The 11,938-nt window shown below is 66.2% G+C and carries 11 protein-coding genes and 3 pseudogenes; 2 read left to right on the forward strand and 12 right to left on the reverse strand.

The features are described 5' to 3' along the window. Both AC2VOP_RS13375 and polA read right to left on the reverse strand, forming a co-directional pair. The coding region (locus AC2VOP_RS13375) for a hypothetical protein (RefSeq protein ID WP_486954414.1) at positions 1-67 on the reverse strand (67 nt) is incomplete at its 3' end. Positions 68-371: 304 nt separating this feature from the next. Continuing rightward, positions 372-3,149: a DNA polymerase I gene (gene polA, locus AC2VOP_RS13380; RefSeq protein WP_486961421.1), complete on the reverse strand. Its 2,778-nt coding sequence runs from the start codon at positions 3,147-3,149 to the stop codon at positions 372-374. A gap of 69 nt (positions 3,150-3,218) precedes the next feature. Between polA and AC2VOP_RS13385 the strand changes: the two genes are divergently transcribed. Both AC2VOP_RS13385 and AC2VOP_RS13390 read left to right on the forward strand, forming a co-directional pair. Then, entirely contained in the window at positions 3,219-3,659 is a 441-nt protein-coding gene (locus AC2VOP_RS13385) for a Zn-ribbon domain-containing OB-fold protein (RefSeq protein ID WP_486961422.1), read from the forward strand. Beyond that, the gene (locus AC2VOP_RS13390) at positions 3,656-4,855 is read left to right on the forward strand and encodes a lipid-transfer protein (protein ID WP_486961429.1); all 1,200 of its coding nucleotides are present in this window, start codon (positions 3,656-3,658) and stop codon (positions 4,853-4,855) included. Before AC2VOP_RS13385 ends, AC2VOP_RS13390 begins: the two co-directional genes overlap by 4 nt. A gap of 82 nt (positions 4,856-4,937) precedes the next feature. Here AC2VOP_RS13390 and AC2VOP_RS13395 read toward each other — a convergent pair. The 10 genes and pseudogenes from AC2VOP_RS13395 to AC2VOP_RS13440 form a co-directional block, all read right to left on the reverse strand. After that, positions 4,938-5,330: pseudogene (locus AC2VOP_RS13395) on the reverse strand (TA system VapC family ribonuclease toxin). Positions 5,331-5,336: 6 nt separating this feature from the next. Beyond that, entirely contained in the window at positions 5,337-5,588 is a 252-nt protein-coding gene (locus tag AC2VOP_RS13400; RefSeq protein WP_486961423.1) for an antitoxin, read from the reverse strand. A gap of 175 nt (positions 5,589-5,763) precedes the next feature. Next, the gene (gene prcA / locus AC2VOP_RS13405) at positions 5,764-6,531 is read right to left on the reverse strand and encodes a proteasome subunit alpha (protein ID WP_486961424.1); all 768 of its coding nucleotides are present in this window, start codon (positions 6,529-6,531) and stop codon (positions 5,764-5,766) included. Further along, positions 6,528-7,400 (reverse strand): proteasome subunit beta, encoded by an 873-nt coding sequence (prcB, locus tag AC2VOP_RS13410; RefSeq protein WP_486961430.1) that lies wholly within the window; start codon positions 7,398-7,400, stop codon positions 6,528-6,530. The genes prcA and prcB overlap by 4 nt, the downstream gene beginning before the upstream one ends. A gap of 5 nt (positions 7,401-7,405) precedes the next feature. Next, the gene (locus AC2VOP_RS13415) at positions 7,406-7,597 is read right to left on the reverse strand and encodes a ubiquitin-like protein Pup (RefSeq protein WP_486961425.1); all 192 of its coding nucleotides are present in this window, start codon (positions 7,595-7,597) and stop codon (positions 7,406-7,408) included. Between the two features lie 101 nt (positions 7,598-7,698). After that, entirely contained in the window at positions 7,699-9,207 is a 1,509-nt protein-coding gene (dop, locus tag AC2VOP_RS13420) for a depupylase/deamidase Dop (protein ID WP_486961426.1), read from the reverse strand. Between the two features lie 72 nt (positions 9,208-9,279). Next, complete coding sequence (locus tag AC2VOP_RS13425; protein WP_486961427.1) at positions 9,280-9,429, reverse strand: DUF2293 domain-containing protein; 150 nt, start codon at positions 9,427-9,429, stop codon at positions 9,280-9,282. A 50-nt stretch (positions 9,430-9,479) separates the two neighbouring features. Beyond that, positions 9,480-9,671 (reverse strand): annotated as a pseudogene (locus AC2VOP_RS13430) (DUF2293 domain-containing protein); the annotation flags it as partial. Positions 9,672-9,676: 5 nt separating this feature from the next. Beyond that, on the reverse strand, positions 9,677-11,623 hold the full coding sequence (locus AC2VOP_RS13435) for a hypothetical protein (protein WP_486961428.1): 1,947 nt from the start codon (positions 11,621-11,623) through the stop codon (positions 9,677-9,679). A gap of 10 nt (positions 11,624-11,633) precedes the next feature. Further along, positions 11,634-11,938 (reverse strand): annotated as a pseudogene (locus AC2VOP_RS13440) (proteasome ATPase); the annotation flags it as partial.

Genomic DNA, 11,938 nt, shown 5'->3' on the forward strand with positions numbered 1-11,938 from the left:
GGAAGTCCTCGCTCGAGCCGATGTCGTTGACGGCTACTTGCGGCGAGGTGACGGCGGGACTTGGCATATGGGGGGTTGCTCCGGACAGGTTGGGTCGTAGGGATGGCTTTGGGACGACTGTTGTTGGTGTTCTTCTCGTGCATGCTGCGGCCCGCGATCTGATCGTGAGCTACCCGTCGAGGCTACTTGACTAGTTGCACGCTGGACAAACCGGTCGGCACGGCCAGGGTTCCCGTGGGTTCCCGTCACGTTCGCGAGTGTGAAGCTATTGCGAGAAAACCGCCGAAGGTTCGCAAGGGCTTCACGTTCGTCGTCGTGGCGGTCCCAAGCCTCCGGGGCACCTATTGCGCCCTAGTGCGCCCTAGTGCGCCCTAGTGCGCTGCCGTGTGCCAACTGTCGCCGTAACCGACCGACACCTCCAGCGGCACGTCGAGCGGGTAGGCACCGCCCATCTTGTCGCGCACTAACGCCTCCAACTGCTCCTGCTCACCCTCGGCGACCTCGAACAACAGTTCGTCGTGGACCTGAAGCAGCATCCGGGAGGCTAACCCGGCCTGGTTAAGCGCGGCGTCCACGTCGATCATCGCCACCTTGATGATGTCGGCCGCACTGCCCTGGATCGGCGCGTTAAGCGCCGCCCGCTCGGCAGCGTCACGGACCTGCCGGTTGCCGCTGTCGAGTTCGGGCAGGTAGCGGCGCCGGCCTAACAAGGTTGACGTATAGCCATCTTTGCGGGCCTTGTCGACGACGGCGTGCAGATAATCTCTCACCCGGCCGAACCGGGCGAAGTAGGCGTCCATCTGGTCCCTGGCGTCTTCGGCGGAGATCTTGAGCTGCTGGGACAAGCCGTAGGCGCTCAACCCGTAGGCCAGGCCATACGACATCGCCTTGACCCGACGCCGCAGGTCGGGGCTTACCTCGTTAGGGGGCACGCCGAACGCCCGAGAGGCGACGAAGGAGTGCAAGTCCTCACCGGTGTTGAAGGCTTCGATGAGACCTTCGTCATGCGACAGGTGCGCCATGATGCGCATCTCGATCTGGCTGTAGTCGGCGGTCATTAACGCGGCGAAGGGGCCGTCGGGGCCGCGTCCCACCACGAACGCCTCCCTGATGAGCCGGCCTTCCTCAGTGCGGACCGGGATGTTCTGCAGGTTGGGCTCGGTGGAGGAGAGTCGGCCAGTCGCGGCAATCGTCTGGTTGAACGTGGTGTGGATTCGCCCATCGGCCCCCACCGCTTTCAGCAGACCATCGACGGTCACCTTGAGCCTGGTGGCGTCACGATGGGCCAGCAGGTGCTCCAGAAACGGGTGGCCGGTCTTTTCGAACAGTGACTGCAGCGCGTCGGCGTCGGTGGTGTAACCGGTCTTGGTGCGTTTGGTTTTCGGCATCTCGAGCTCGTCGAACAGCACCACCTGCAGCTGCTTGGGTGAACCGAGGTTGATCTGCTTGCCGATCACCGCATAGGCGGCCTCGGCGGCGTCGCGGATCCGGTCGCCGAACTGGTCCTGCAGTGCAGCGAGGCGGTCGACGTCGACGGCGATCCCGGTGGCCTCCATCCGGGCCAGCACCCGCTGCAGCGGCAGTTCCATCTCGGAAAGCAATGCGGCCGACTCGATGCGGGCCAGTTCGGCATCGAGCGCGGCAGCCAGATCGACGACCGCCCGGGCACGCAGTATCGCAGTCTGGGCAGCCTGCCCGTCCGTGGCATCGTCGATGCCTCCGATATCGTCAAGCAGCGAAAGTTGTTGGTCCTGAGCATTTTCCGCGCGAAGTTCACGACGCAGGTAGCGCAGCGACAAATCGTCGAGGCTGAAGCTGCGCTGCCCGGGCCGGACCAGGTAGGCGGCGAGCGCGGTGTCGGAGGTGACGCCGGCGAGTGTCCAGCCGCGTCCGGCCAGATCGTGCATGGCCAGCTTGGCCTCGTGCAGCGCCTTCGGCTTGCCGGGATCGGCGAGCCAGGCGCCCAGCGCGGCCTCGTCGCCGGCCGTCAGGGTAGTGGTGTCGACATAGCCGCCGGTGCCGTCCGCGGCAGCGATGGCCAGCGCGGTCGCGTCGCTGTCGTAGCTGAGGTGGGTGCCGACGACCGCCAGCCCGGCGCGGTGACCGGTTGGGCCATCGCCGGCATGCTCAGCCAGCCACGCCGCCACGGTTCCGGGCGCCAGCACGGTGCCGTGCACGTCGAATCCCGCATCGACCTCGGGCTCGACGGTGCTCAGCGTGTCGAACAGCCGGTCGCGCAGCACCCGGAACTCCAGTTCGTCGAAGATGCGGTGGATCTGCTCGCGATCCCACGGCTGCAGCCGCAGCGCGTCCGGCGTCTGGCTCAACGGCACGTTGCGGACCAAATCGGTGAGTTCCCGGTTGAGCAGTACGGAAGGCAGGTGGGCGCGCAGCGCGTCGCCGACCTTGCCGCGTACCGCGTCGGCGTGATCGACCAAGTTCTGCAGGGAGCCGTATTCGGCAATCCACTTGGCGGCGGTCTTCTCCCCCACCCCGGGGATGCCGGGCAGGTTGTCGCTGGGATCGCCGCGCAGCGCGGCAAAATCCGGGTACTGCTTAGGGGTAAGGCCGTATTTCTCCTCGACTGTCGCCGGGGTGAAGCGGGTCAGGTCGCTCACCCCTTTACGCGGGTACAGCACCGTCACGTCGTCGTCGACCAGCTGTAGCGAATCCCGGTCCCCGGTGACCACCAGCACCCGGTAACCTTCGTTCTCGGCCCGGGTGGCCAGCGTGGCAATCACGTCGTCGGCCTCGAAGCCGGGCTCGGCGAACACGGTGATGCCCAGCGCGGCAAGCACATCCTTGGTGAGGTCGATCTGACCGCGGAACTCGTCCGGGGCGGCCGAGCGGTTCGCCTTGTACTCCGGGTAACGCTCGGCGCGAAACGTCTGCCGCGACACGTCGAACGCCGCCGCCATATGCGTCGGGGCTTCGTCACGCAGCAGGTTGATCAGCATGGACGTGAACCCGTACACCGCGTTGGTGGTCAGCCCGCTCTGGGTTTTGAAGTTCTCCGCGGGCAGTGCGTAAAAGGCCCGAAACGCCAGCGAGTTTCCATCCAGCAGCAGCAGCGTCGGCCTGGCTTGGGTTTCTGCGGGGGCCTCCTTTGCCGCGTTCTTGGCTGGGCTCACGGCCTCAACTGTAGGCATCCGCCGGATAGCTGCGGCAGAACTGCAACACGTTTCAGTTTCTTGCCGGTGTTTCGGTAGGCTGGCCCGGTGCCAGCAGCAGCTACCCAGCCGGCGATCGACGGGTGGTTCGCCGCCGACGACTCCGGCCTGCCCCACCTGATCGGCGGCAAGTGCCCACAGTGCGGAACCTATGTCTTCCCGCCGCGGGAGAACAACTGCCCCAACCCGGCGTGCTCCGGCGACGTGCTGGAAGCTGTTGCGCTGTCACGGCGGGGCACACTGTGGAGCTACACCGAAAACCGCTACCCACCACCGGCCCCGTATCCGGCTGCCGACCCGTTCCAACCGTTCGCGATCGCCGCGGTCGAACTAGTCGACGAGGGGATGATTGTGCTGGGCAAGGTCGTCGAGGGCACGCTGGCCGCGGACCTGCGGATCGGCATGGCGATGGAACTGACGACCATGCCGCTGTTCACCGACGACGACGGCGTCGAGCGCATCGTGTACGCGTGGCGGGTGGCCTCGTGAGTCCGGAACCGCTGTACATCCTGGGTGCCGGCATGCATCCGTGGGGCAAGTGGGGCCGGGACTTCACCGAATACGGCATGGTCGCCGCCCGTGCCGCCTTGGCCGAGGCCGGTCTGGACTGGCGGCAGATCCAGTTCGTCGCGGGCGCGGACACCATCCGCAACGGCTACCCGGGGTTCATCACCGGTTCGACGTTCGCACAGAAGCTGGGCTGGAACGGGGTGCCGGTGTCGTCGAGCTACGCGGCCTGCGCCAGCGGCTCGCAGGCGCTGCAGAGTGCGCGCGCGCAGATCCTGGCCGGATTCTGCGACGTGGCGCTGGTGGTCGGCGCCGACACCACGCCCAAAGGCGCCTTCGCTCCGGTCACCGGCGAACGCCGCAATGACCCGGACTGGCAGCGGTTTCACCTGATCGGGGCGATGAACCCGGTGTACTTCGCGCTGCTGGCCCGTCGCCGCATCGACGTCCACGGTGCCACCGTCGAGGACTTCGCCCAGGTGAAGGTCAAGAATTCCCGGCACGGCCTGGCGAACCCGTACGCCCGCTACCGCAAGGAATCGTCGGTCGAGGACGTACTGGCCAGCCCGGTGGTGGCCGACCCGCTGCGCCAGCTCGACATCTGTGCAACCTCCGACGGTGCGGCGGCGCTGGTGGTGGCCAGCGCGAAGTTCACCCGGGAACACCTCGGCTCACTGGAAGGGGTGCCGTCGGTGCGCGCGGTGTCCACCGTGACCCCGCGCTACCCGCAGCACCTGCCCGAATTACCGGACATTGCAACGGATTCCACCGCAGTGGTGGCCGCACCGGAGCGGGTGTTCAAGGACCAGATCCTGAACGCGGCCTACGCCGAATCCGGCATCGGACCCGAGGACCTGAGCTTGGCCGAGGTCTACGACCTATCCACCGCGCTGGAGCTGGACTGGTACGAGCACCTGGGGCTCTGCGCCAAAGGTGAGGCCGAGGCGCTGCTGCGCAGCGGTGCCACCACCATCGGCGGGCGGATCCCGGTCAACCCGTCCGGTGGGCTGGCGTGCTTCGGCGAGGCGATCCCGGCTCAGGCGATCGCCCAGGTCTGCGAACTGACCTGGCAACTGCGCGGGCAGGCCACCGGCCGGCAGGTCGAGGGCGCTACCGTCGGCGTCACCGCCAACCAGGGTTTGTTCGGGCACGGCTCGTCGGTGATCGTCGCGCGGTAGTGCCCGGCACGAGTACGCACATTTGTACGGCAAAACGCGAGAAACCCTATAACAGCTGAGCACCGTCGCGTGGAGTCAGGAGTCACAGCAACTCGTCGGGGCGATTCCATCGCACCCCGAATCGTTCGAAATCGTTGTCATAGGAGACGATTCCGGCACGATGTTCGACGGCCACGGCCGCCAGGTGGGCGTCGTTGACCAGATTTCCACCGCTGCCGATCCGGGCAAGCATCTCGGTGAGGATGTCGATATGCCGGAGGGTCGGACTTACGACCACCGCGCCGGATGCCGCTGTCCAGTCCGCGACCTGTCATATCGCATCCTGAGCCAGAACGAACGCCAGCAGCGGAACCCAGGGGAACCCAACGCTGTCTGCTCCGGACAAGGCACCGTCGAGCCAGCGCAGCGACGCTTCATGGTGTTCGGCAGCCGCATTCACCGCGTACAGCAAAATGTTCCCGTCGACGATCTTCATGCGCTCTTATTCGCCGCGTTGCTGCCGACGAATCAGCTCGTCGTCCTCCAGATCTGCGACGATCTGCAGAGCCCGATCCAGGTTGACCGACGAAACACCGAGGTCGGCCGTCCGGGTGGTGAATTGCTGGGTTGTGCGCCCGGCAGCGCCGTCGCGGATGGCGTCGTTCAGCGCCTGTTTGAACGAAACCTGCCGTTCGGCCATCCGCCGTCGTATCAACTGCTGAACGTCATCATCCAGGGTCACGGTCGTGCGCATGCGACAGCATAGCATCGGATCATTAGATGACATGCTGTCATACCTGCTGCCGGGGGTTACTCCAACTGGCAGCAATAGTCACCGAAAACCCTTCAGAATGAACCGCACATCGCTCTATGCGAACAACCCAGAGCCCAAAAGCGGCACATTGAAACCGAAATCATCGACACTGGGGTCAGCTACCCCGGGAACTCGTTGGCGGCCGTGTCGAACCCTTCGAGCCCGACTTCGAATCCTCTCCCGGCAGAATCGCTTCCAGCGCGGAGCGGCTAATGCGCCGAAACGCCCGTCGCGGCCGGTTGGCGTCCAGGATGGCCACCTCCAGGGTGCCCGGACCCAAATCCCGTGATTCCGAACCGTTGCCGGCGTCTGTCTTCTTCAGTGCGTCGACCGCGATCCGCACCGCGTCGGCGAGTTGGGCGTTCTCGGTGTAGGACTCCTTGAGCGCGCCTGCGATCGGCTCGGTGACACCGCCCATCACCACGAAATGCGGTTCGTCGGTGATCGACCCGTCATAGGTGATCCGGTACAGCTCAGGGGGCTTCGTCTGGCCTTGGTAGGCGACCCCGGCCACGCACAGCTCGACCTCGTAGGGTTTGGCCTGCTCGGTGAAGATGGTGCCCAGCGTCTGCGCGTAGACGTTGGCCAGCTGGCGCGCGGTGACGTCGCGGCGGTCGTAGGCGTAGCCGCGGGTGTCGGCGAACTGGATGCCGCCGCGACGCAGGTTCTCGAACTCGTTGATCCGGCCGGCGGCAGCGAACCCGACCCGGTCGTAGAGTTCACTGATCTTCTGCAGTGAGCGCGACGGGTTCTCCGCGACGAAGAGCACACCGTCGGCGTAGGCCAACGCAACCACGCTGCGGCCCCGGGCGATGCCCTTGCGCGCCAGCTCGCTGCGCTCGCGCATCGCCTGCTCGGGCGAGATGAAATACGGGAAACTCACGTCTGGCTCCCGGAATCGTCAGCGCGGGTTCGGCTTTGGATAACCTCGCGGGCCAGCTCCGCGACCCGTTGCTCGGGGACGTCAACCGCGCCGTCGGCGTCGATGGTGACCGCCGTCGGGTAAATCCCGCGGACCAAATCCGGGCCGCCGGTGGCGGAGTCGTCGTCGGCGGCGTCGTAGAGCGCCTCGACGGCAACCCGCAGTGCGGAGTCGGCATCGGCGACCTGCCCATACAGTTTTTTCATCGACGACTTGGCGAAGATCGAGCCCGAGCCCACCGCCTGGTAGCCCTCTTCCTCGACGTTCCAGCCCCCGGCGGCGTCGAACGACACGATCCGAGCTGCTTTCAGCGGATCTGCATCGTCGATGTCGTAGGCGGCCAGCAGCGGCAGCGCCATCAAGCCCTGCAACGCCGCACCCAGGTTGCCGCGCACCATGATCGCCAGTCGGTTCACCTTGCCGGCGAACGTCAACGGCACGCCTTCGAGCTTCTCGTAGTGCTCCAGTTCGACGGCGTACAGACGAGCGAACTCCACGGCGACCGCGGCAGTGCCGGCGATGCCGGTCGCCGTGTAATCGTCGGTGATATAGACCTTCTGCACATCCCGCCCGGCGATCATGTTGCCCTGCGTCGAGCGCCGGTCCCCGGCGATGACGACCCCGCCGGGATACTTCAGCGCGACGATAGTAGTGCCATGCGGAAATTGGCCGACGGCTTCCGCCCCGCCGGCAGACTGGGCACCCGTGACACCCCCCGGCAGCAAATCCGGTGCCTGACGGCGCAGGAAGTCAGAGAACGACGACAGGTCTACCGGGTTAGATCCGACTCCGGCGATTGGTGAATGAGCAGCCAGGTGATCACGAGACAGCCAGCTCACTGTCCGCCCTTTTGGACATACGCACGCACGAAGTCCTCGGCGTTCTCCTCGAGAACGTCATCGATTTCGTCGAGCAGGTCGTCGGTCTCCGCAGCCAGCTTCTCGCGACGCTCTTGGCCGGCTGTGCCGTCAGCGAGATCCTCGTCGTCGCCGCCGCCACCGCCGCGCTTGGATTGCTCCTGAGCCATCGCTGCCTCCTGCGTCATCTTCGGCGCCACACCACGCACTCGCCGATCTCCCCAGCCTACCGTCGACGTCCGTCTCGCCTGCTCAAGGCTCATCGGCAGGATCAGGTCGTGAGTTGTTCCACCAGTTCAGCCGCACTGTCCACCGAGTCCAGCAGCGCCCCGACGTGCGCCTTGCTGCCACGCAGCGGCTCCAGCGTCGGAATGCGCACCAGAGAGTCCCCACCCAGGTCGAAAATCACCGAGTCCCAGCTGGCGGCCGCGATGTCTGCGCCGAACCTGCGCAGGCACTCCCCCCGGAAGTAGGCGCGGGTATCGGTCGGGGGGTTGTCCACCGCTGCCAGCACCTGCTGCTCGGTGATCAGTCGCCGCATCGAGCCGCGGGCCACCAGCCGGTTGTAGAGGCCCTTGTCCAGCCGGACGTCGCAATACTGCAGGTCCACCAGATGCAGCCGAGGCGCCGACCAGGCCAGGTTTTCCCGGTGCCGGAACCCGTCCAGAATCCGCAGCTTGGCCGGCCAGTCCAGCAGCTCGGCACAGTCCATCGGGTCGCGCTCCAACAGGTCGAGCAGATGCGCCCAGGTCTCGACGACATCGGCGGCACGTGGATCAGGGTCACGACTGTCCACCAGCTTGGCCACCCGGTCGAGGTAAATCCGTTGCAGCGCAAGCGCGGTCAGTTCGCGGCCATCGGCCAGCGCGACCGCGGTACGCAGCGATGGATCGCGGCTGATCGCGTGCACGGCATGCACCGGGCGGGCCAGGGTGAGGTCGGTCAAGTCGATCCCGTGTTCCGGGCCTTCCTCGATCAGGTCGAGCACCAAAGCGGTGGTGCCCAACTTCACATACGTCGCTGTCTCAGCGAGGTTGGCGTCGCCGATGATCACATGCAGCCGACGGTATTTGTCGGCGTCGGCATGCGGCTCGTCACGGGTGTTGATGATGCCGCGTTTGAGTGTGGTCTCCAGCCCGACCTCGACCTCGATGTAATCGGCGCGTTGCGACAGCTGAAAGCCCGGTTCATCTCCGGAAGGACCCATGCCGACCCGGCCGGCCCCGGTCATCACCTGGCGGGTGACCAAGAACGTGGTCAGGCCAGCGATGACGGCCGAAAACGGTGTCTGGCGGCTCATCAGGTAGTTCTCGTGCGATCCGTAGGAGGCGCCCTTGCCGTCGACGTTGTTTTTGTACAACTGCAGCTTCGCTGCGCCCGGCACGCTGGCCACGTGCCGGGCTGCGGCCTCCATCACCCGCTCGCCGGCTTTGTCCCAGATCACCGCGTCGAGGGGATCGGTGCACTCGGGCGCGGAGTATTCCGGGTGGGCGTGGTCGACATAGAGGCGGGCGCCGTTGGTCAAGATCATGTTGGCCGCACCGACTTCGTCGGCGTCGACGATCGGCGGTGGACCCGTCGAGCGGCTCAGGTCAAAACCGCGGGCATCGCGCAGCGGGGACTCCACCTCATAGTCCCAGCGCGTGCGTTTGGCCCGCTGCAGACCAGTGGCCGCAGCGTAGGCCAGCACCGCCTGGGTGGAGGTCAGGATCGGGTTGGCGGTCGGATCCGACGGCGAGGAGATGCCGTATTCGACCTCCGTCCCGATGATCCGTTGCATAGCGTCCAGCCTAAGTGACGTGCGTGAATCGCCGGTCAGCGCGCACGGACGGCGAGCTGGGGATGCCCGCACTCAACCCACTTCGCCGCGCCAGCGCTCAAGCACCGCCTCGACCTGGTCGAACACCCGGCCGCGGGCGCTTTCCCGGGCGGTTCCCGCCATCAGCAATTCGTCGTAGTCGGTGTCGTTGTGCCGGACCGAGGCCGCGACAGCGAGGTGCACGGCATCCGGATCCAGGACCCGGCCCGCGGCGCTTCGCCCGACCCTACCGCCGAGAGCCGGCTGGCTTTCTTCGCGCGCCGGGTCAGTGCGGCATCGCCGGACGGCAGGAAGTCGAGATGCCCCAGATCGGCGCAGTCCAGGCACAGCGGGCCCGGATCCGTCATGAACAGCAGGCCACCGGTGCCGGCGCACGATGTGCACGTCCACTCTTTCAGCGGCGAGATCACCAGCAAGTCTCGTGACATGCTCACCCGCAGTTGGCCATCCAGCTGCGGTGCCGCATAGCGGCTTTGCGCGCGGCTTTGGCGAGTTTGCGGTCCTTGAGATGGCGCCCCAGCGTATCGAGGATCAATGCGGTCTCGGGTGCGGGATGTCGCCACATGCCCTCCAACAGCCGAAGCGGCTGGTCGGCGTCGGGACCAGCGGTGAAGAGGTCACACAGCTCCTCCGGTTCGTCAACAAGGGTGGCAAGCACGTCGACCAGCGCCGCCGTATCGACGAAACTGCCCAGGCTGGCGCTGTCGACGACGTCATGCGCCATCAACCACATCGCCGCGTTGCCGCCGACCGGGGTGTCCAACAGCTGACGGACCAGCGGTTCGACAACGTCGGCGTCAAACAGGTCCAGTGCGACGAAGCCCATCAACCGGCCCTTGACGCTTTCACTGGACACGATGGCGTCGGTCAGCAGCTGGACCCGCTCGATCGGCGGACGATGGGGCTGCCACGCCGCCACCAGCGACTCATGCTGCGTGTCGGGCATTGCGAGCATCGCCTCGATCAGTCCGGCACCGTCAGCGTCGGCGAGATCGCCGACGCTGTGCAGAACCAGCCCGGCGCCATCCATGTGATCGGGCAGGACGTGCCGGCCCAGGGCGGTGAGTCCGACGGTGCCACCGGCGGAGTGGGAGAATCCGTAACCCCGCTGCACTTCGATCCGATCGCTCCAACGCAGCACACCCGCGAGCTCGAGCACGTCGAAGATGCGGCTCATGCCCTGCACCGTGAAGTCATCGAGACTATCCTTCGCATACTCCGGCCAATACCGCGAGAGCTGCTGGGCCACTATCAGTTTGGGCAGCCCGACAAGATCTTCGAACGGCATCTCGGCGCGAGGTCCGAGCAGCGGGGACAACCAAAGCACGATCCCGTCGTCCAGCAACTGGTGCAGGTCGTTGAGGAACGCAACACGCCCCGACGACAGACTTTGCAGGGGGCCGAGCTCGAAGATCGCCGTCACCGGGGCGAGCGCCTGCTGAATCGGCGGGCGGGCGGCCCACGCCCGCACCGGCACCAGGCGGCGTCGATACACCCGAACCGCACCAGCCTGGCGGGCCACCCCGATGAGGAACGTCAAGTGGTACAGCTCAGCGCTCGACCGGGTCTTGAACGTGCTGTCGCCGATCTGGCGGTCGATCTCGTCACCGGTGTCGAGCAGTTCCACCAGCGCACGACCGTCTGCCAGCTTGAGGTTTCCCCGGTCGGTCAGCGGTTTGCCGTCCGGACCCAGATACTCGCGCAGGGCTGCGACCTTCGCGGGCAATAGCGCGGCGGCCGCTGCGGCGTGCACATCGGTCATCGGCGGAGGCACGTAGACGAACGGCAGCTCGTACGGCTCTTCTGGCGCCGGCTCAATGAACGGATCGGTGAGCGCCCTGCGCTCCGCGAACGGCAGCGCGTTGAACTCGTCCATCCGGGCCTGCAGCGCCGACCGCAGCTCGTCCTCGGACATGGCGGACAGGTCCCCCAGCCCCCCGATGAGTGTTTTACCCATGCCGAAGTTCGCCGGGTTGGCCATCTCCGAGCGCATCATCGGCACCAAGTCGTCGGCCAGTGCCCGCAGCACGGCGGCCCGCTTCACGCCGCCGACCAGACGCCCCGTGGCTGCCATGAATTCGACGAAGACGCCGACCGCGTGGCATACGCCGTCGGCCTCGTCGGCCGGCACCGCCAGCTTGCGGGGGCACCAACCGATGAGAAACTCCGCGACGTCGTCGTCGGTGAACTCATCGAGCACGCCGCTGGAGTAGCCGCGGCGCCAGTCCAGGAAAATCCCGGCGTCGCCGATGATCTCGGCCCGCTGCGACTCGGGTGTATCCAGCCCGTCCAGCCAGCCATCGAATTCGTCGAGCAGCACGTCGCGGGTCGCCTGATAGGCATCCTCGTCGTCGCCAGGCGAGAAACGCAGTCGCATTCGGTCGAGGCTACAGGTACTGGCCCAGGTTCGATTCGGTGTCGATGGCCCGCGACGCGCTGGAGCTCTTCCCGGTGACCAGGGTGCGGATGTAGACGATCCGCTCGCCCTTCTTGCCCGAGATCCGCGCCCAGTCGTCGGGGTTGGTGGTGTTGGGCAGATCCTCGTTCTCGGCGAACTCGTCGACGATCGAGTCCAGCAGGTGCTGAATCCGCAGGCCCGGCTGACCGGTCTCCAGCACCGACTTGATCGCGTTTTTCTTCGCCCGGTCGACGACGTTCTGGATCATCGCCCCGGAGTTGAAGTCCTTGAAGT

The organism is Mycobacterium sp. TH-M106 (assembly GCF_057473765.1).

Coding starts and splice junctions, on each gene's coding strand:
- AC2VOP_RS13415 (WP_486961425.1), bottom strand. CDS start 7,597: ATGGCTCAGGAGCAATCCAAGCGCGGCGGTGGCGGCGGCGACGACGAG.
- polA (WP_486961421.1), bottom strand. CDS start 3,149: ATGCCTACAGTTGAGGCCGTGAGCCCAGCCAAGAACGCGGCAAAGGAG.
- dop (WP_486961426.1), bottom strand. CDS start 9,207: ATGCAACGGATCATCGGGACGGAGGTCGAATACGGCATCTCCTCGCCG.
- AC2VOP_RS13435 (WP_486961428.1), bottom strand. CDS start 11,623: ATGCGACTGCGTTTCTCGCCTGGCGACGACGAGGATGCCTATCAGGCG.
- AC2VOP_RS13400 (WP_486961423.1), bottom strand. CDS start 5,588: ATGCGCACGACCGTGACCCTGGATGATGACGTTCAGCAGTTGATACGA.